General features: G+C 37.2%; 16 protein-coding genes. 7 read left to right on the top strand and 9 right to left on the bottom strand.

All coding sequences use genetic code 11. From position 1 onward, the window contains the following. The coding region (locus IKK64_05420; protein ID MBR4119503.1) for a leucine-rich repeat domain-containing protein at nucleotides 1-799 on the bottom strand (799 nt) is incomplete at its 3' end. A gap of 424 nt (nucleotides 800-1,223) precedes the next feature. Then, nucleotides 1,224-3,383, bottom strand: a complete 2,160-nt coding sequence (locus IKK64_05425) for an elongation factor G (protein ID MBR4119504.1) — start codon at nucleotides 3,381-3,383, stop codon at nucleotides 1,224-1,226. Between the two features lie 291 nt (nucleotides 3,384-3,674). On the opposite strand from IKK64_05425, the gene hemW reads away from it, so the two are divergent. Next, nucleotides 3,675-4,799, top strand: a complete 1,125-nt coding sequence (hemW, locus tag IKK64_05430) for a radical SAM family heme chaperone HemW (GenBank protein MBR4119505.1) — start codon at nucleotides 3,675-3,677, stop codon at nucleotides 4,797-4,799. Here the strand turns inward: hemW and IKK64_05435 are convergent. After that, nucleotides 4,794-5,492 (bottom strand): hypothetical protein, encoded by a 699-nt coding sequence (locus IKK64_05435; GenBank protein MBR4119506.1) that lies wholly within the window; start codon nucleotides 5,490-5,492, stop codon nucleotides 4,794-4,796. The genes hemW and IKK64_05435 overlap by 6 nt on opposite strands. Continuing rightward, entirely contained in the window at nucleotides 5,485-5,952 is a 468-nt protein-coding gene (rlmH, locus tag IKK64_05440; protein ID MBR4119507.1) for a 23S rRNA (pseudouridine(1915)-N(3))-methyltransferase RlmH, read from the bottom strand. The genes IKK64_05435 and rlmH overlap by 8 nt, the downstream gene beginning before the upstream one ends. Before the next feature lie 139 nt (nucleotides 5,953-6,091). Here rlmH and IKK64_05445 point away from each other — a divergent pair, with 139 nt between their 5' ends. The 4 genes from IKK64_05445 to IKK64_05460 are packed head-to-tail and all read left to right on the top strand — an operon-like array spanning nucleotide 6,092 to nucleotide 8,811. Next, nucleotides 6,092-6,475, top strand: coding sequence for a DUF4783 domain-containing protein (locus IKK64_05445; GenBank protein MBR4119508.1), 384 nt, complete (start codon nucleotides 6,092-6,094; stop codon nucleotides 6,473-6,475). 11 nt (nucleotides 6,476-6,486) lie between these two features. Then, entirely contained in the window at nucleotides 6,487-7,329 is an 843-nt protein-coding gene (gene nadC / locus IKK64_05450; protein MBR4119509.1) for a carboxylating nicotinate-nucleotide diphosphorylase, read from the top strand. Between the two features lie 10 nt (nucleotides 7,330-7,339). Continuing rightward, nucleotides 7,340-8,191, top strand: a complete 852-nt coding sequence (locus tag IKK64_05455) for a nitroreductase family protein (GenBank protein MBR4119510.1) — start codon at nucleotides 7,340-7,342, stop codon at nucleotides 8,189-8,191. Next, the gene (locus IKK64_05460; GenBank protein ID MBR4119511.1) at nucleotides 8,188-8,811 is read left to right on the top strand and encodes a YigZ family protein; all 624 of its coding nucleotides are present in this window, start codon (nucleotides 8,188-8,190) and stop codon (nucleotides 8,809-8,811) included. Before IKK64_05455 ends, IKK64_05460 begins: the two co-directional genes overlap by 4 nt. Nucleotides 8,812-8,868: 57 nt before the next feature. Here the strand turns inward: IKK64_05460 and mfd are convergent, their stop codons facing one another. Together mfd and IKK64_05470 are read right to left on the bottom strand one after the other, a co-directional pair. Next, nucleotides 8,869-12,204 (bottom strand): transcription-repair coupling factor, encoded by a 3,336-nt coding sequence (mfd, locus tag IKK64_05465; GenBank protein ID MBR4119512.1) that lies wholly within the window; start codon nucleotides 12,202-12,204, stop codon nucleotides 8,869-8,871. A gap of 64 nt (nucleotides 12,205-12,268) precedes the next feature. After that, entirely contained in the window at nucleotides 12,269-13,909 is a 1,641-nt protein-coding gene (locus IKK64_05470) for an ABC-F family ATP-binding cassette domain-containing protein (protein ID MBR4119513.1), read from the bottom strand. A gap of 291 nt (nucleotides 13,910-14,200) precedes the next feature. On the opposite strand from IKK64_05470, the gene hpt reads away from it, so the two are divergent. Further along, nucleotides 14,201-14,737: a hypoxanthine phosphoribosyltransferase gene (gene hpt / locus IKK64_05475; protein MBR4119514.1), complete on the top strand. Its 537-nt coding sequence runs from the start codon at nucleotides 14,201-14,203 to the stop codon at nucleotides 14,735-14,737. An 81-nt stretch (nucleotides 14,738-14,818) separates the two neighbouring features. Here the strand turns inward: hpt and IKK64_05480 are convergent, their stop codons facing one another. Genes IKK64_05480 through IKK64_05490 form a run of 3 tightly spaced genes read right to left on the bottom strand, consistent with a single transcriptional unit; the run spans nucleotide 14,819 to nucleotide 20,477 of the window. Further along, a complete protein-coding gene (locus IKK64_05480) occupies nucleotides 14,819-17,932 on the bottom strand; it encodes a multidrug efflux RND transporter permease subunit (protein MBR4119515.1) in 3,114 nt (1,037 codons plus the stop codon). Between the two features lie 19 nt (nucleotides 17,933-17,951). Further along, nucleotides 17,952-19,052 (bottom strand): efflux RND transporter periplasmic adaptor subunit, encoded by a 1,101-nt coding sequence (locus IKK64_05485; protein ID MBR4119516.1) that lies wholly within the window; start codon nucleotides 19,050-19,052, stop codon nucleotides 17,952-17,954. 39 nt (nucleotides 19,053-19,091) lie between these two features. Then, the gene (locus IKK64_05490) at nucleotides 19,092-20,477 is read right to left on the bottom strand and encodes a TolC family protein (protein ID MBR4119517.1); all 1,386 of its coding nucleotides are present in this window, start codon (nucleotides 20,475-20,477) and stop codon (nucleotides 19,092-19,094) included. Between the two features lie 463 nt (nucleotides 20,478-20,940). Here IKK64_05490 and IKK64_05495 point away from each other — a divergent pair, with 463 nt between their 5' ends. Then, nucleotides 20,941-21,441 carry a T9SS type A sorting domain-containing protein gene (locus IKK64_05495; GenBank protein MBR4119518.1) on the top strand — a complete coding sequence of 167 codons (501 nt, stop codon included), beginning with the start codon at nucleotides 20,941-20,943 and terminating at the stop codon, nucleotides 21,439-21,441. Nucleotides 21,442-21,549: the final 108 nt, after the last annotated feature.

Consider the following 21,549-nt stretch of genomic DNA (forward strand, 5'->3'; position numbering starts at 1 on the left):
TAACCGAAGTTAACCCTGAACAACCATCGAAAGCCGAATTTCCAATAGAGGTAACACTATTAGGTATAGTAACCGAAGTTAACCCTGAACAACCATAGAAAGCATAATCTCCAATTTCACTAACTCCGCTACCAATAGTAACCGAAGTTAACCCTGAACAATCCTCGAAAGCCGATCTTCCAATAGAGGTAACGCTATTAGGGATAGTAACTGAAGTTAACCCTGAACAACCATAGAACGCATAATCTCCAATAGAGGTTACACTATTAGGTATAGTTACAGAACGTATAGTATTCAATTTATAAAAAACATATTTTTTTATAGCTGTTACGCCCTCCGGTATTTCAAGTTTTCTAACAAGAGTTCCATTTAAGTATAGTTTATTGACATAATATAAAGGATTAGAATCGTAATCGTAGAAATCAATATTACACCACGCAGCAAGGTCGGTTATATATACTCCTGTTAACCCTGAACAACCATCGAAAGCAAATCCTCCAATAGAGGTAACGCTATTAGGAATAGTAACCGAAGTTAACCCTGAACAACCATAGAAAGCCGAACTTTCAATAGAGGTAACACCTTCTGCAATTTCAACTGATTTAATTGAACTATTGTAACTTTCCCAAGGACTACTGGTCATCTCTCCCGTACCTGTAATTTTCAAAAGCCCTGTTTCTGTATCAAGGCTCCAATTAACGTTTGTTCCGCATGTGCCACTGTAAGTTTCGGCATTCGTTGTTATGGTAAATATTACCAGTATTGCTACAAATAGAGTTTTAAAGTAATTTAGTTTCATAAAAATAAAAATTTAGTTATACAAAAAGTTAATTTAAACCCGTTTTTAACCTCACGCATAACTAAATAAAGAAAGCGTGGGTATGTTATACAACTTTAAGGTACTGCCATACCCACACAACATATAAACACAACCCACGCATACGCATAGGCGTTCTTGTGCTTATTGTCCTTGTTGTGTTTGAAATTGGCAGTTTCTAAAGTCAAGTACAATAGCAAAAACGCTATAAATATATCAATGTCTTGATGTTTTATTTCATCAATGCAAAATTATTAATATATTTTGGATATTCAAAATCATTGTTAATTTAATTAAATAAAAATATTATAAATAGTAATAGCCACATACGTAAAATATGTGGCTATTTGTAAATAAAGTTTTTAGTTGTCTAAACAGCTGATAGCTAACAACTAACAACTGAAAACTACTCCTCAGTTTGACTCTCTTCGTATGCTTTAAGAAGTTTCTCTTGAACGTCACCAGGAACAAGTTCGTAAGAAGCAAACTTCATAGAGAATGAAGAGCGTCCACCTGTAATAGAACTCAAAGAAGTAGAATAAGTTGACATCTCTTTCAAAGGAACTTTAGCGGTAATCTTCTCAAATCCATTCTCGCTATTCATTCCCATGATTATTGCTCTACGTCCTTGAAGGTCACTCATAACATCACCCATCTTATCTGAGGGAACAAGAACCTCAACATCATAAACAGGTTCAAGAATCTTAGGACCTGCATTTTTAAATGCTTCGCTAAATGCGTTACGTCCTGCAAGGCGGAATGAGATTTCGTTTGAATCAACCGGGTGCATCTTACCATCATAGATACATACTCTAACATCGCGAGCGTATGAACCAGTCAATGGACCTTGCTCCATTCTGTCCATCAAACCTTTTACAATAGCAGGAATGAAACGAGCATCAATAGCACCACCAACAATACAGTTGTTAACAACAAGTTTACCGCCCCACTCAAGTTCTACGGTTTGAGTATCTCTGATATTCATCTTATACTCTTGACCATTGAATTTATATGTCTCAGGAGCAGGCATACCATCATAGTAAGGCTCAATAATTAAGTGAACCTCTCCAAATTGACCGGCACCTCCTGATTGTTTTTTGTGGCGATAGTCGGCACGAGCAGCCTTTGTAATAGTTTCTCTGTATGGAATTTTAGGCTCAGAGAATTCAACATTGACTTTATCGTTGTTCTCAATTCTCCATTTTAAAGTTCTCAAGTGGAACTCACCTTGTCCCGACACAATAGTTTGTTTTAACTCTTTTGATTGTTCAACCAACCAAGTAGGATCCTCTTCGTGCATACGAGTTAAAATCTCACTCAATTTCTCAGCGTCAGCCTCAACTGCTGGTTTAATGGCACGTTGGAATTTAGGATCGGGATATTTAACCAATTTAGTAAATGTGTTTTCTACGCCTTTTGCGTTAAGTGTGTTGCCGGTTCTAACATCTTTTAGTTTAACAGTTGCACCAATGTCACCAGCAACAAGTTTGTCAACTTTAGTTCTAATTTGACCGCAAGCACAGAATATTTGAGCCAAACGCTCTTTTGAACCTCTGTTTGTATTAGTTAAGTCATCGCCCTCTGACAAAGTACCTTGCATAACTTTAAAGTAGGTAACCTCACCAATGTGTGGCTCAACAGTAGTCTTAAAGCAATATACACTTGCAGGAGCATTGGCATCAACTTTAACCTCTTCTCCTTCATCGTTTGTAGGAGCAGGCATATCAGTAACAAAAGGAACAACGTTGCCCAAGAACTCCATCATACGTCTTACTCCCATATCTTTAAGAGCACTTACGCAGAATACTGGGAAAATGTCGCGAGTAACCAAACCTTTTCTGATACCCTCTCTCATCTCATCCTCTGTCAAACTACCTTGCTCAAAGAATTTATCCATTAGAGATTCATCGTTCTCGGCAGCAGCCTCAACCAATTGTTGATGAAGTTCGCTTGCGCGCTCCATCTCTTCAGCAGGAATATCAGAAATTTCAGGAACACCACCCTCAGGTTTCCATGTGTACATCTTCATTAAAAGCACGTCAATCATTGCGTTAAACGAAGGACCTGCATTTATAGGATATTGAATAATAGTAACTTTGTTACCAAAAGTCTCTTTAAGTTGCTCAATGCTATTATCAAAATCTGCTTTCTCGCCATCTAATTGGTTCATAGCAAAGATGATTGGTTTTTTCAATTTTTCAGCATATCTGAAAATATTTTGAGTACCAACCTCAACTCCATATTGTGAGTCAAGAACAATAACACCAGTGTCAGTAACAGTAAGTGCATTAATTGCTCCACCAACGAAGTCATCTGAACCCGGGCAGTCAATTACATTTAATTTTTTGCCGTTAAATTCAGCGTAAAATACGGTAGGGAATACAGAGTACCCATACTCATGCTCTACGGGGAAATAGTCAGAAACTGTGTTTTGGCTATCAATTGAGCCTCTACGTTTAATTACACCACACTCAAAGAGCATACTCTCTGCAAGTGTAGTTTTACCCGAGCCTTTACTACCAATCAAAGCTACATTTTTGATTTCGTTGGACTGATATACTTTCATCTTTTTAAAAATTTATTGTAAGACAATTTTTTTGTGGTTTGTTTCTCTTTAACAAACCGTCCGAAAATTAAAAAATAAATAATAAAAAAACTAATCAATATATATGTTTTAAAACATATTATAACAAATATAACCCTTCTTTAATGATTTTTATCGCTTTTGTTACAAATATTTGAACCTATCTTTCGCAATTAAAATAATTTGTTTTACCTTTAATCTCAAATTAATATTAATTTAAAAACTGACAACTACCCCGAAGGGGCGGCTTTAGCCGACAACTAACAACTGAATATGTCCTCCCTATATATACATATACCATTTTGTGCAAAGAGGTGTTTTTATTGCGATTTCCATTCGGGAACTGATAATACACTTAGGGATAAATATGTTGAGGCGCTAACTGCGGAGTTGAAAATGCGTATAGGAGAGTTGTCTGCAACATCACTTGATACTATATATATAGGAGGAGGTACACCATCACAGTTAACACCATTACAATTAAAGAGAGTGTTTTCAGCACTCGAGCAATACTTTAATTTATCGCAAGTAAAAGAGATAACAATTGAGGTAAACCCCGATGATATAACAAAAGATTATCTCTCTCATCTCAGAGAACTACCCATAAATAGAGTGAGTATGGGAGTGCAAAGTTTTAATGACAGATTATTAAACACAATAGGTCGCCGTCATAACTCACAAAAAGCCATCGAGGCATACACTCTCTTGCGAGAGTCAGGACTCAGAAATATAAGTATCGATTTAATGTTTTCTCTGCCTACTCAAACCATTGAGGAGTGGGAAGAGAGTATTAATCAAGCCATAGGTTTACAACCGCAACATATTTCGGCATACGATTTGAGTTATGAGCCTAACTCTGTATTAACACAGAAATTAAAACGAGGAGAGATTGAGGTATGTAGCGATGAAACTTCTATTGCAATGTATAATATGTTAATTGATAAGCTTTCTGAGGTGGGATACGAACATTACGAAATATCAAATTTTGCTTTGCAAGGATATTGCTCTCAGCACAATTCTGGATATTGGAGTGGAACACCATATTTGGGATTAGGAGCATCGGCACATAGTTTTGATGGAGTAGTTCGCCGAGCAAATGTATCAAATACATCTCTATATATAAATAAGGTATTATCAGGAGAAGTGGCTTTTGAGGTTGAGAACTTAACCGCGCAAGATAGATATAATGAAACTATATTTACCCACTTGCGTACATCTAACGGTGTAGATTTATCTTTAATAGAAGAGCATTTCGGAAAAGAAAACTTGCAACATCTCTTGCGAGAGGCAGCAAGTTATATCAAAGACGGATATTTAAAAGAAGAGGCGGGGAGGATTACTCTTACCCGAAAAGGAATAGTCGTATCCGATTCTATCTGTTGCGATCTTTTCTTATAGATTTATAACGCAACCCACTCCAAACATTGTTGAATATCTCTGAGAAAATAGGGCTATCTGTTCTCTTATGGTAAATGTCATCAAAAAAGTTTTGTTAATCTTGTAGTCGACACCAAAATCAATCCACAACCTCTCAACTCCCTTTTTATTTTCGTATCCTCTCTCTCTGTTAAACTCCTCTCTCCAATTCAATTGATTGAAAACTTCAACAGCACAAAAAGGAGATACCTTATCGTTATTCTTTAAAATACCATTAATGACCAATCTGTTTCTCCAAAAATAGATATTAAATGGATCGTTAGCACTAATCACAACAAAGTTCGATTCCATTTTTGAAACTCCGCTGAATTTAACACGTGGAAGAGAGTATCCACCACTAAATCCAAACTGAATGCGTTGAGTATTTTCGCTATGCCCATTAATGTTTCTGTATCTGTAATAGTAGTATGCGTCAAAAAACAGATGCTTCTTTATGATTGATGTTTTAAAATTTGCACCAATCATATAACGCTCCATTCTTGTGAAGTTCTGCTCTAACCATAGATGATTTTGAACATTAATATTAAAATAGTCGTTAAATTGTTTGTTTAAAATTAAGTGGAACATACCACCAGATTCAGCGTCTGCTGCTTTAACTATATGTCCTGTAAAAACTAAGAGTATGATGATGCAAAATTTTTTTAATCTATTCATGGTGATAAGGTTGATTATTAATAATGGTAAAGGCTCTGTAAAGTTGTTCAGTGAAAACAACTCTGACCAACTGATGAGAGAAAGTCATATCCGACAAAGATATTTTATCATCGGCTCTATTGTAAACCTCTTGCGAAAAACCGTATGCACCGCCAATAACAAAAACAATACGTTTATCGCTGCGGCATAAAAGTTTCTCAATATATTCGGCAAATTTTACCGAAGTAAATCTTTTGCCCTTCTCATCCATGAGAATAACAAAATCCTCGTTCTTTATCTGTTTTAGAATAAGTTCTCCTTCAGTACTCTTTTGAAGTTCTGCTGTTTTAATACCTTTAGAGTCGGGGATTGTGATTATTTCAAATGGGATAAAACGTTTAATACGCTTTTCGTATTCCGATATTGCATCAATAAAATACTTCTCGTTGGTTTTGCCAACCATTAAAAAAACTAATTTCATATCGGATAAAGTTCTATATTATTAACTTTTTATGTACTTTTGTAAACTGCGTATTGTGTGATGAAATATTTTATCTCATGACAGATACAAAAATATATAAAAAAGTGTATATACGAAAGTATAAGTAAAACAATATATAATGAAAAAGATTGTAACAATATTAGCACTTACACTTCTTTTTATATTGCCAACTGTGGCAAATGATTCGCGAAAGGCGGTTGAAGATGGATTTGCCAAAGGCAGTGCAGAGATTGTATCTCAAGCAATGTCTGATAAAGTTTTTATGGTAGCATACCCACTTCGCAAACCATTGTCTAAAGAAGAAGCAACAAAGGAGTTAACAAACTTCTTTTTGCAAAACAAACCAAAATCATTCTCAGTCTTACACGATAATAGTCAAGATAACGTGATATATATGATATGTAAATACGAAACAGCAAAAAGCGGTTTTAGAGTACATATATTAATTGATGTTATAGGAGACAACGAAAGAATAACGCAAATAAGAATAGAAACATTATAAAACCTGAAACAATGGAAAATTTAATTGACGATTTAATAAAATTGGCATTCGCTGAGGATATAGGCGATGGCGACCACACAACACTATGTTGCATACCCGAAGATGCAGAAGGTGCTCAAAAACTAATAGTAAAAGAGGATGGAGTTTTGGCAGGAGTAGAGATGGCAAAACGTATATTCGCCGCCTTTGACCCAACATTAAAAATGGAGCAATTTTTAAATGATGGTGATGAAGTAAAAGTTGGAGATATAGCCTTTATAGTTCGAGGTAAAGTACGCTCGTTGTTACAAACTGAACGCTTAATGCTTAATGTAATGCAACGAATGAGCGGTATAGCAACAGTAACACGTCGCTATGCTCGTCAATTAGAGGGGTTAAAAACAAGAGTGTTGGATACTCGCAAAACAACTCCAGGATTACGAATGATTGAGAAAGAGGCAGTAAAAATAGGAGGTGGCGTAAATCACCGTATAGGCCTATTCGATATGATACTTTTAAAAGATAATCACGTTGATTTTGCTGGAGGTATTACAAACGCAATAAAACGTGCTCAATCATACTTAAAAGAAAAAGGAAAAGATTTAAAGATTGAAATAGAGGTGCGTAATCTTGATGAGTTGCAAGAGGCAATAGATTGCGGAGGGATAGACCGCATCATGCTCGATAACTTCACTCCCGAGTTAACACGCAAAGCAGTTGAGATAATAGACGGACGTTTTGAAACCGAATCATCAGGAGGAATAACATTCGACACCCTTCGTAGCTATGCTGAGTGTGGAGTAGATTATATCTCAGTGGGAGCATTAACTCACTCAGTAAAAGGTTTGGATTTAAGTTTTAAAGCGTGTGAATAACCTTACTATGGTGCAAATAGCAATTAACAAAGATAAATGTGTGGCATGTGGCAAATGTGTAGGCATTTGCCCTGCTGACATATTCTATAAAGGAGAGAAAGGAGATATTCTCCTTCAAAAAGAAGAGGCTTGTATCGGTTGCGGGCATTGTGTATCGGTGTGTCCTCATGGAGCTATAACACATTCGCTCTTCCCGGCAGATAAGCAACAATCATTCAGTTACAATGATTACCCAACGCCAGAATCATTGATGACACTTATAAAAGCACGTCGTTCAAATAGGGCAATAACAAAGAAACCAATACCCCAAGAGGTGCTAAAAATGATTGTTGAGGCAGCATATCTTGCACCAACAGCCACCAATTCTCAAAATTTAGAGTTCACTCTAATAACAGATATTGATAAAATTCGCAAAGTAACATCGTTTACCATATCAACATTTTACAAAATACGCAAAATGTTGGCAAACAAGGTTGTTGCCCCAATAACAAAACTGTTAATGCCAAAAGCCTTTGCAATGGTGCCTATGCTTGACCGTCTAAAAGCAGAGTTTGAAAAAGGAAACGATAAGGTAATGCGAAATGCAACCGCTATGCTTATAATATCAGCACCAAAAGGAGACAGATTTGGAGCAGAGAATGCCAATCTCTCATATCAAAATGCTTCACTAATGGCAGAGAGTTTAGGTGTCGCACAATTCTATACAGGATTTGTATTGACAGCAACCCGCCTTAATAAAGGGGCACTTGAAAAAGAGTTGGGGATAAAAGGAACAATCTGTGCAGGAATGGCACTCGGAATGCCCCAATTCAAATATGTAAAATACCCAATCCGAAAAGATATTGACTTTACCCAGATATGAGTCAAATAACCTCATACAAAACCGTTGCCACCATCTCCGAAGGATTATACAAGGAGAAGATGAGTAAATTCATCTCCTTTGCTATACCTGTATTTACAGTAGATGAGGCAATGGCTTTAGTAGAGGAGTATCGTAACAAATACCACGATGCTCGACACGTATGTTGGGGGTATAGAGTGGGTGCAAATGGAGAGTTTACTCGCAGTAGTGACAATGGAGAGCCATCAGGAACGGCAGGAAAACCCATAGTGGGACAGATGCTATCAAACGAAATAACAAATGTGCTGATAGTAGTTATTCGCTATTTCGGAGGAATAAAACTCGGAACAGGAGGATTGATAGTAGCATACAAAGAGGCGGCACTCGATGCAATCCGAAACAATACAATAGTTGAACGTACCATAGAGAGAGAACTGCTTGTAGAGTTCGATTATATTGATATGGAGGGCGTAATGCGACTGCTCAAAGATAAAGAAGATTGCATAAGAGTTGGAGAGAGAATATTTGATAACCGATGCTCAATATCTTTTCACGTATCCCTCGAATTTGCCGATGAAGTAATAGGTAAATTGGAAAAACTTAACTCTGTAAAAATCACATACAAAGGCTTGTCTTTTTGATTAACTAAAAACTATCAACTACACCAAAAGGAGTGGCTTTAGCCGACAACTAACAACTCAAATAATCCTTTCCAAAATTTCAATACCCATAGCAACACTGTCAATATATCCAATGGTCAGGATACGTTTGCCTCTGTTCTCTCGCAATGCGGCACGTTTAGGTTCGCGTTGAACATACTCAATAATCTTGCCGAATGTATCAGACTCAAAATAGTTGCTATTCTCATCAGATATAAAGTAGAGATTCATTTTGCCCTGTTTAAGAGTAACCTTCTCCATACCCAAAAGTTTAGCCAATCTGCGTAGAGTAACCACTCTTATAAGTTCAATACCCTGTTTGGGAATACGTCCAAAGCGATCTTCTAATTTCAATTTGAATTTAGCAATATCCTCTTCGCGTTCCATATTGTCCAACTCTTGATATAGTAAAATCCTCTCACTCTCGTTCTCAATATATGAAGCAGGGAAGAGTAACTCCATATCTGTTTCAATAACACATTCGCTTACAAAGTTGTCATTGCTCTTGTTCTCTTCTTCATATAAATCAGAGAACTCCTCTGTTTTTAATTCTGTAACAGCCTCTTTTAGTATCTTCTGATAAGTTTCGTATCCCAAATCGGTAATAAAGCCACTCTGCTCCGAGCCTAAAAGATTACCTGCACCTCTAATATCTAAATCTTGCATTGCAATATGAATACCACTACCAAGTTCCGAGAAGTTCTCTATTGCCTGCAGCCTTCTCCTTGCATCAGTTTTAAGAACAGAGTAGGGGGGAGTAAGCAGATAACAGAAAGCCTTTTTATTGCTTCTGCCAACCCTGCCACGAAGTTGGTGCAAATCGCTCAAACCAAAATTCTGAGCCTCGTTTATAATAATAGTATTTGTGTTTGGCATATCAACTCCCGCTTCAATAATAGTTGTCGATAGCAAAACATCATACTCATGGTTGGCATAATCCAAAATAATACGCTCCAACTTTTCTGGCTCCATCTGCCCATGGCCAATAATAACTCTTGCATCAGGCACTAGTTTATGAATAAGAGCCTCAAGTTCTGATAAAACGGAAATCCTATTATTTACAAAGAATACCTGACCATTTCTGCTCAATTCAAACTCAATAGCCTCTTTGATAATCTCCTCGTTAAAGGGGTGAACCTCTGTCTGGATAGGATGCCTGTTTGGCGGAGGTGTAGTTATGGCAGAGAGGTCTCTTGCACCCATAAGCGAAAATTGCAAAGTTCTTGGAATAGGTGTAGCAGACATTGTCAAAGTATCAACGTTGCTCTTAATCTGTTTAAGTTTATCCTTAACAGCAACACCAAACTTTTGCTCTTCATCAATAACCAATAGCCCCAACGATTTAAACTTAACATCCTTACCAATAATCTTATGAGTACCAATAAGAATGTTAATCTCACCCTCTGCCAACTCTTTTAAAATACGTTTAGTATCCTTTGCACTTCTTGCGCGGCTCAAATACTCAACCTTAACAGGAAAATCTTTTAGTCTGTTTTTGAACGTATTGTAGTGCTGATAAGCAAGAACTGTGGTAGGAACAAGAACTGCGGTTTGCATATTATCACATGCTGCTTTAAAAGCGGCACGAACAGCAATCTCGGTTTTGCCAAAACCAACATCCCCACAAATAAGCCTATCCATAGGTCTTGCCCTCTCCATATCAGCCTTAACCTCATTGGTAGTTTTAAGTTGGTCGGGAGTATCCTCGTACATAAAACTCGCCTCCAATTCATGTTGCATAAAACTGTCTGCTGAGAAAGCAAAGCCCTCTTGTGTGGCTCGTTTGGCATATAAGAGAATAAGATCCCGAGCAATCTCTTTCATCTTGCTCTTTGTCTTCTCTTTTAGTTTGTTCCATGCATTACCATTAAGTCTGTAAATACGCGGAGCAACACCCTCTTTACCCTTATACTTCGATAATTTATGCAGAGCGTGAATACTCACAAAAATCATATCGTTGTTTTGGTAAACAAGTTTAACCATCTCCTGCATATAGCCATTGATATTACCTCTGACCAAACCGCCAAAACGGCCAATACCATAATCAATATGAACAATATAGTCGCCCAATTCAATCTGTTTAAGTTCTTTAAGCGAGAGAGCGAGTTTGCCACTTCTGACGTGGTCGCTCTTTAAACTGAACTTATGGAATCTGTCAAAAATTTGGTGGTCGGTAAATAAACAGATTTTGTTCTCTCTGTCAATAAACCCTTCGTGAATAGTTTTGTTAACAGCAGTAAATGTTATATAGTTGTTGCGTTCGGCAAAAATCTCTGTTAAGCGGTCAATCTGTTTGCGACTATCGCTTAATATATAAATACGGTATCCCTCTTTAATAAATTCGGTAAAAGATTCTGCCGTTCTATCAAAATCTTTATGATAAATAGGTTGAGGTGAAATATCGTATTTGATTGATAAATAGTTCTTTGAAAAACATCTAACACCATAATCAATACGTTTAAAGTTAAGGATGTCTGAAGCAAACTCATCGCTATCAATAACCTTTTGCATAGCATCAATATCGCCCTCCTGACTTAAAACAAGTTGAGTGGCAATGCTCTCCGAAGATATACTCTTTATTCTATCACAAGCCCAAGCAAGGTTAGCAAAAGCAAATATGGTATCTTTATCTATAAACTCTAAAATAGAGATACCAAACTTTTCGCTCATTGTAATATTAGGAATAATATCAATCTCCTCAACCTTCTCTTTTGAGAGTTGAGTTTCAATATCAAAACTCCTTATTGAATCTATCTCATCATCAAAAAAGTCAATACGATAAGGGTAAGTTCCTGCGTATGAGAAGACATCAATAATACTACCTCTTACCGAGTATTGCCCCGGCTCATAAACATAGTCGCAACGTTCAAAACCAAGATTAAAAAGAGAGTCGGCAAACTCTGTCATATCAAGCATATCTCCCACTTTGCAATGAAGAGTATCCTTTTTGAGATCCTTATCCGAGATAACCTTCTCAGCCAAAGCCTCAGGCGAAGTAACAACTAACGCACCAGCGCTTTGGTTGCTCAATCTGCCCAACACTTCGGTACGCAGAATTGCATTAGCCGAGTCAGTTTGTCCGTATTTAATTGAGCGTTTATAACCCGAAGGGAAGAAGAGAACATTTTTATTATCGCCACAAACTTGGCAAATATCATTATAGAGATACCCTGCCTCTTCTGCATCGTTGGCAACAATAATAACATTCTTGCCCATATCCTTTAAAGCCGAGAGTGCAATTGCCGAAGCAGATGCAATAAGTCCTTGCAGATGAATTGCTTTACACTTCTCATCCGCAATAGCCTTTTGCAACGCTCTCTTTCTTAAAGAGAAGTTGAAAATATCTCCAATTTTAACAATATCTATCTCTTGCATCCTTTTTTATGATAGAGTGCGAAAATACAATAAATTTATATATTGAATATTATGATACAGATGTTTAATTACTCTTCCTTTCAAGTTCTTGCAGTCCCTCTAATTTCTTTGTTTCAAGGAATTCGTAAATACCACAAAGATGTTCACGAACTCTGCCATGACCAAACTCATAAACCTTTGAAACAAGACCATCAAGAAAATCTCTGTCGTGGCTAACACAAATCAGAGTTCCATCAAAATCACGAAGAGCCTGTTTAAGAATATCTTTGGTTTTTAAATCCAGATGGTTGGTAGGTTCATCAAGTATAAGCAAATTAACAGGCTCAAGTAGCAGTTTCATAATAGCCAAACGAGTACGCTCACCACCCGAAAGAACTTTAACCTTTTTGCTACTTGCTTCGCCACCAAACATAAATGCACCCAAAAGATCGCGTATTTTATTGCGAATATCACCCTTTGCAACATCATCTATTGTCTGAAAAACGGTCAGTTCTTCATCTAACATAGATGCCTGATTTTGTGCAAAATATCCAATCTGAACATTATGACCTAATTTAAGTTCACCCTCATGCTCAAGTTCGTTCATAATACACTTTACCAACGTAGATTTACCCTCTCCGTTACGTTCCACAAAAGCAATCTTGTCGCCACGTTCAACAGTAAGTGTTACGTTTGAGAATATGCGTTTATCTCCAAATGCTTTACCAACACCATCGGTAATTACGGGGTATTGCCCTGAACGAGGAGAAGGAGGGAATTTAAGTCGTAAAGCCGAAGTATCCTCTTCATCAACCTCAATTATCTCAAGTTTCTCAAGCATCTTCACACGGCTCTGCACTTGCAGTGTTTTTGAGTATGTGCCTTTAAAACGTTCAATAAAATCTTTAGTCTCTTGAATCATCTTTTGTTGCTCCTCAAACTGCTTCATCTGCTGTTCTCGGCGTTCTGCTCTAAGTTGAAGATATTGTGAGTAGTTAACTTTGTAGTCATAAATTCTACCCATTGTAACCTCAATAGTTCTTGTGGTAATATTATCAACAAACTTGCGGTCGTGGCTTATTACAACAACTGTCTTTCCATTATTTATAATAAACTCCTCTAACCAGCCAATCGACTCAATATCCAAGTGGTTGGTAGGCTCGTCAAGCAATAGAATGTCGGGGTTACGCAACAGCATCTTTGCAAGTTCAATTCTCATTCGCCAACCTCCCGAAAACTCCGAAGTTTGTCGAGAAAAATCTTTACGTTCAAAACCCAAACCAAGAAGTGTTTTTTCAACATCCTCCTCAAAGTGAGTCATATCTATTGCGTAGAACTTCTCGCTCTTTGTGGCAACCTCTTCAATCAGAGCCATATATTCGTCACTATCGTAGTCGGTACGCTCGGTAAGTTGTCTGTTAAGTTCCTCAATCTCAGCCTCCATCTGATGAAGATGGGCAAATGCTTGAGAAGCCTCTTCAAAAACCGTTCTTCCATCTTCGGTCATTAAGTGCTGAGGTAAATAAGCAATTACTGTATCTTTAGGAGCAGACACCTGTCCGCGTGTTGCATTGCGTACCCCTGCCAAAATCTTTAACAGAGTACTTTTACCAGCACCATTTTTGCCCATAAGAGCAATACGGTCTTTCTCGTTAATAACAAATGAAATATCTTTAAATAGGGTACTACCGCCAAATTCTACGGTAAGTCCATCAACTGAAATCATAATTTTTTATTTATTCTGCGAAGATACAAATTAAATTTCAAAGAGGGAGAATTCGGAATGTTTTAAACTATATATCTGAAACGTTTTTATAGCGTAATAAAAAAGGAAGTATAAAATATGTATTAAATAGTTTTTTGTTTAAATTTGTGACATAAATCTTACTAATCAATCTATTGAGAGGAAACTTCAAGAAGGTAACACTCGGAATGTATATACTTGGAGCATTCTTCTTATTGAAGTTTATAATGTAATCAACATAAAAACAGAGTATAACAGTTATAAAATATAACTATGAATATAGTACAAGTAAAAGACAAACAATTTGCTCTTTACATATCACAAGAAACAATCAAGAAGAGAGTTAAAGAGGTTGCTGCGGAGATTGAGGCTGATTTGAAAGATAAAAATCCACTCTTCCTTGTAATATTAAACGGATCATTTGTATTTGCAGCCGATCTATTGAGAGATATGATGTTCCCATGCGAAATAACTTTTATTCGTATGGCATCATACGAGGGTACCAATACAACTGGAAAAGTTAAACAAGTTCTTGGATTACGTGAGAGTATCGAAGACCGTACAGTTGTAATTATAGAAGATATAATAGATACAGGTTATACAATGCAAGAGATGCTACGCATACTTAAAGAGAAGAATCCTGCTGAAATATATGTAACATCACTATTTGTAAAACCCGATAATATAAAAGTAGATATTAAGGTAGATTATAAATGTTTTGATATAGATAACGACTTTATTGTAGGTTACGGACTTGACTATGATCAATATGGTCGTAATTTTCCCGATATATATAAAGTAGTTGAATAATTATATTTAGAAATTAGGAATTAGGAATAATGAATTAATTAGTAGTTCATTTCTAATTCCTAATTGTTGTGAAACAACGTACTAATTCCTAATTTTTTTAATCCTCTCATAAAGGCTCTGCATCATATAGTAAAAATTGGGAATAAACAGAGTTCCTAAAATAGTACTAAGTGTCATACCATACACAACGGCACTACCCAGAGCAAGTCGGCTTGCAGCACCGGCACCTGAAGCAAACAACATTGGCATAATACCAATAATAAATGCAAATGAGGTCATAAGAATAGGTCTTAATCTCATACGCCCTGCTTCAATTGATGCCGAAATAATATCTTCGCCTTTCAATCTGTAATCAGCAGCAAACTCAACAATCAATATCGCATTCTTTGCCGATAGAGCAATAAGCAAAATAATACCAATTTGGCTGAAAATACTAATAGGTAGCCCCATTATAATAGAGCCTAGTACCGCACCCAATATAGCAAAAGGAACAACCATGATAACAGCAACAGGGCTTGTCCAACTCTCATATTGAGCAGCCAAAACTAATATTACCACAACTATTGCAAGAATAAATATTATAGCAACAGACGATGAGGCTTTATTCTCTTGATATGCTTCGCCGGTCCACTCATACCCAAAAGAGTTTCCCAATAAATTATCAAAAAGCAACTCCATTCCACTCATTGCCTCAGCAGTACTATAACCCTCTGCCGCAGTACCTGTAATAGAAGCCGAAGTGTACATATTATATCTCTGTATCAAGTCTTCACCTAAACGTTCTTCAATAGTAGTAAAAGCAGAGAAAGGCACCATTTCGTTATTGCTATTTCTTACCGAAAGTTTAAGAACATCATCAATTTTCTCTCTACTTACAGCATCAGCACTCAAAAGAACCTGATAGATTCTGCCAAAAGTACTGAAATCATTAACGTATGCCGAGCCCATATATAAAGATAAAGAGTTGAAAACCTCATTAAGGTCAATACCTTGCAACTCAATTTTATCTCTGTTGATATTTAAAGCAAATTGAGGGGTAGCACCTTGATATATACTGTTTATTGAACCAATACTTTTAACCTTCTTGCTCTCTGTAACTATTTCGTTTATGGCCTTTTGTAACTCGCCACTGCCCAAATTGCCAATATCTTCAATTTGCATTTGAAGACCGCCCGTTGCACCCATACCATTTATGGCAGGAGGGTTAAGAGCAAAAATTGAAGCCTCTTCAATAGAGTATGCCTCTCGGTTAAGTTGTTCTATTATTGAAGCAACACTCTCTTTGTTTTTCTTACGTTCTTTCCATGGTTTAAGAATAACAAAAACAGTGGCACTATTCGATGATGCAGCTCCATTAATAACCGAGAAACCATTAATGCACATATAACTCTCCACCTCATTATAACTATTTAAAATAGCACCAAGTTTTTCTGTTACCTTCTCAGTACGCTCAAGTGACGCATTAGGCGGTAGCGTAACCGAAACCAAGAAATAGCCTTGATCCTCTTCGGGAATAAACGAAGAAGGAGTCTTTACAAACAACCAAAAGGCAGCAATGGTAAATATTACAAATGCTATCATACTTTTAACGGGGTGCTTTAACATTCTGGAGATAATACTAACGTACCCATTTACACACTTCTCATAACCTTTGTTAAACCATCTGTAAAGTATAAACTTAGCATCGTGTTTCTCCTTTAAGAAAATAGCACAAAGGGCAGGGGTGAGGGTAAGAGAATTAAAACCGCTGAAAAAAGTTGCAACAGCAATAGTCAGAGCAAACTGTTTATATAGTTCACCAGTAATACCTGGAATAAAAGCAGTAGGAATAAACACCGCTAAAAGGACCAGAACAACACCAATAACTGGACCGGTAATCTCTCGCATTGCTTCTGTAACGGCTTCTTTCCTTGAATATTTACCCGTTGCTAAAAGTCGCGAGGAGTTCTCAACAACAATAATAGCATCATCAACCACAATGGCAATAGCAAGCACCATGCCAAAGAGGGTAAGCGTGTTGATTGAGAAACCAAACAATTTCATAACAGCAAGAGTACATATCAGCGAAACAGGAATAGTCAGTGATGGAATAATAACAGCTCTGAAGTTCTGCAAGAAAATAAGAACAACGAGCATAACCAAAAGGGTTGTCTCTATGAGTGTAACCAATACCTCTTCTAACGAAGCCTTAACAAAGTTGGTAGTATCAAGAATAACATTACACTCCACACCCTCAGGAAGATTTTTTGATAACTTCTCAACTGCTGCTCTAACTTCGTTTGCAACATCAAGAGCATTACTGCCGGGTAATTGGTATATAGCAATAGCCGCAGCCGACTTGCCACTCTGTTTTGATATAGTTCCATAGTTTTGGCTTCCCAACTCAATATTGGCAATATCCTTAAGCCTTAAATAACCACCTTCGGGAAGAGCTTTAATAATAATATTCTCAAACTCGCTAACCGATGATAAACGCCCTTTTGTAGTAAGAGTATATTGAAAATTTGTATTGTTTCTTTGAGGAGGTTGTCCTACGCCACCAGCCGAAACCTCAATATTTTGAGCCGATATAGCATTGTAAACATCATTAGGAGTAACATCTCTCATTCTCATAACCTCAGGGTTTAACCATACCCTCATACCGTAATCTCCGGCACCAAACACAGTAACATTACCAACACCTTTTAATCTGGAAAGAGGATCGGAGAAATTCAGAGTAGCATAATTTGAAAGGAATAAACCATCATATATTGAACTATCAGCCTCTAATGACAAAATCATAACAATATTTGTCGATTGCTTTTTAGTAGTAATACCCTGTTTAATAACCTCACTCGGTAAATTACCCTCTGCGATATTAACCCTGTTCTGAACCAAAACCGCAGCCATATCGGCATCGGTGCCAACCTCAAAGGTAACAGTTAGGTTATACTCTCCGGTTGATGAAGATGTGGAGTTCATATATATCATACCATCCACACCATTAACCTGCTCCTCAATAGGAGTGGCAACCGATTCTGCAATAGTCTCGGCACTTGCACCGGGATATACCGCTTTAACCTGTACGGTTGGCGGAGTAATATCGGGGAATTGGGCAATAGGTAAAAACTCCAGAGCGGCAACACCTGCCAAAACCATCAAAAGAGCAATAACGGTAGCAAATATAGGTCGGTTTATAAAAAAACGAGAGAACATAAGAAATAGTAAATTAAAGTTACTTTATAGCAGGATTAACCTTCATTCCATCTCTAACCTTAAGAAGGGCTTTCGATACATACATCTCCCCCTTGTCAAGACCACTGACAACATATCTTAATGTATCATCAAACACCTCTCCCACAGTAATGTGTCGGTACTCAACTTCCGAAGAGTCGTTAACAACATAAACAAAACTACCCAACTGGTCAAAACCAATTGAGGCATCATCAATCAATAGAGCATTATCACGTTTTGTATAAGGGAGCATAACATTAGCAAACATACCATCTTTAAGTTCACCATTATGATTTTTAATCTCAGCCCTTAGTCGTAAAGTACCCATCGATAAATCAATATTTGGAGCAATGTAATCAATCTTGCCTTTATATACCCTCTTTGTGGGAGAGTCAAAGAAAACCACAACACTATCAAAAGGCATCTGGTTGTTATCCCATAGCATTTTCAGATATTGATTGTCCTCAATATTAAAGTATGCATACATCAAATCCTCTTGAAAAATAGTAGCAAGTACCACAGGCGATGCACTGCCATTAACGTAGTTGCCATTCGATAGAGTGCCAATAGTAACCCTGCCTCTAAAAGGAGCTTTAACGTAACAATAACTCAAATTGGTTTTGGCCAAAGAAAGAGAGGCTTCGGCATTTTTAACATCAGCTTCGGCAGCAGCAAGTTGCGATTTGGCTTCAATTAAATCAATTTCGCTGATGGCGTTACTTGCCGAAGCCTCTTTCATTCTTGTATAGTTGTTTTGAGCATAGTCGCGTTTAGCAATGGCGTTCTCTAAAGAACTCTCTGCCGATAGTACCTCATCTTGATATTGAGTAGGTTCGATAAGGAAGAGAAGTTTACCCTTCTCAACCTTACTACCTGCATCATAGAAAGAGTTTTCGAGATAACCGCTCACTCTCGCTACAAGATTAACACTGTTTTGTGCCGAAACATATCCGGGATAACTCTTACTCAAAGTGATATCCCTCACAACAGGCTTTGCAACAGTTATAGGAGGCATAGCCTCATAACCACTTAATAAGTCATCGTTGCATCCTGTAAAAATAGAACACACAAAACAGAGCAGACAAAATTTAAACCATTTCATATTATAATAATTTTATTACTACGTTGCACTTTGTACAAATCAATAACATCCCAATGCTCTATATAAGTTCACTAAAGCAATAAGAGTATTACCTTCGGCAACAACCAAAGAATTCTGATACTCCAACAGAGAGCGTTGAGCGTCCAAAACATTTTGGAAATCACTCAATCCACGTTTATACAAGTCAAGAGAGAGAGTAAGCATAGTCTCTCCCTGAATCTCCAACTCTCTCAAATCAACAACCTGTTTAATGCGACCTTTATATGCCGATATAGCACTGCTAACCTCTTCGGCCGCTTTAAGAACAGTAGTGTTGTAATTTCTTATTGCAGCATCGTAATTAGCCTTCTCCTGCTTTAAAGAGTTAAAAAGGTTACCACCCTGAAAAAAGTTCCAACTAATACGGGGAGAAAGAGAGTAGGTAATGCTATTGCTGTTAAAAGTCCTATTCAAAGCCTGCCCCTGAAATCCAAAACTACCATCAACAAAAAATTGAGGTGAGAAGTTTCGTTTACTGCCATGCAAACTCTCCTTTGCAGCTTTGGTTTTAAGAAAAGCAGCACTAACATCTGGGCGTTTGGCAAGCATCTCTTCACTTGTGCCAATAGCAATAATCTTCATATATTTCGGAATCTCAGAAGGAATAATCAGCCAATTATAAAGCACTTGCGGAAACACCCCTGCAAGTTGACAAATAGTATAAATCTGATTATCAATAGAACTCTGAAGAACAGGAATAGAAGCCTTAGTGCTGTAATATACCGATTTAGCTTGAGCAACATCCAACTGAGAAGCAAGTCCACTATTAAATCTAACCTTAGTAATATTCAAAATCTCTTTTTGAGATTCAATATTTTTAACAGCCACAATAAGTTGTTGTTGCATCATTCTGAGTTGTGCATAATACGAAGCCATATCGGCAGTCAATGCCATAATCGCAGCATTGTATAACTCAATCTCTGCCTCATAACCATATTTAGCCTCTTTCGCCTGAGCCCTTATTGTACCAAAAATATCAATCTCCCAACTCGCATTTAAAGCAAACAGCCAATTACTTTGCGTAACATCACTTGTGCGGTCAGTCTCATCTCCCAAGTTTCTACTACTTTTAGAGGTACTCCAACCCCTCTCTAAACTAATAGAGGGATAAAATGCACTTTGAGCAATCCTATACGAAGCCCTTGCTGCAAGAATATTATCCATAGCAACAAAAATATCTTGGTTGTTGCTAATGGCTAAAGAAATAAGAGAATCAAGAGTGTTGTCATTTAATTCCCTCCACCAACTACTTTCCGGTGGTGATGCAGAAGAGAATATACCATCGTTATCAAACGTAGGCAGATTTAACTCAATAAAAGCATCATCGCCCTTACCAAAAACAAATAGAGTGTTAATAATAAAAAGGAGAGAAACTGTAAATCTCATAAACCCAAGTGTTATAATATTCACATATCATAACACTCAATAGGATAATAAGGTTTAGTTGTCAGTTTAAACGGAGTTGCATTACAAAAGTGCAACTTCGTTTTTCTTCAATACGACTAATTGGGCCAATTGGACTAATTAGACTAAAATGCCTATAATACTAACGGTTTTTTAAAAACAATGCCGCTAAGTAGCATAAATCAGTAATTTACCCCCCCCGTAGCTGCCGCTATTGTATTTTAAAAAAAATTAGCATATTTTTGCATTAAAGTAGGGGCACACGCAAGCAAGGTAATTACAAAGTAATTAGAATTGACTAAATGTCAATTCGTGCCGAAGGTTGGAGAGCACAGTGCTCTGTGCGACGGGGGTGTGTCCGCAGATGCCAGTTTTTAGTATTCCTAATGACCCTAATGACTTAAATGACCCTAAGAAATAAAATATTAACCAAAAATAAACAATTATGCAACAAAACTACATCAAACAAATGCTGATGTTCTTAACATTCATATCGGTACCGTGGCTATCGACTCATGCAACCGACTATATGAATGTCTATTTAACATCACAAGGCTCATTTCAGTCAATCAGCATTGACGAAATAGACAAAATCACCTTCCCTTCGGAAGATGAAGTAAACATCACTGTGTCGGGAGTTGTAACACCTATGGCTATAAATGATATTGAGGTTATCACCTTTGGCGATACCGATATCACCTCCATAGAGGAGGCAGTAGCAGAGGTAGCTGATATAGAGATAATCTATAGCAATGGCGAAGTACGTATAACCTCACCCGAAGTAATTAACCAAGTGCAACTCTACAATATGCAAGGCGTGTTGATGCAATCGCTTACACCCGGAGTAGAAACTGCAACACTTGATGTAAGCAACTACCCCACAGGCATCTATATTGTAGCCGTACAATCAAATGGAGAGATAGAAACTAAGAAAATAATAAAATAGTTGTTAGTTTTTAGTTGTACGGTACTTCGTACCTTAGTTTTTAGCAAAATAAAGACTCTAACAACTAACAACAACCCGAAGGGCGGCAGAGTTTAGCGATGCCGACAA

The sequence above is a fragment of the Bacteroidales bacterium genome, assembly GCA_017521245.1.
GTDB lineage: Bacteria > Bacteroidota > Bacteroidia > Bacteroidales > G3-4614 > Caccoplasma_A.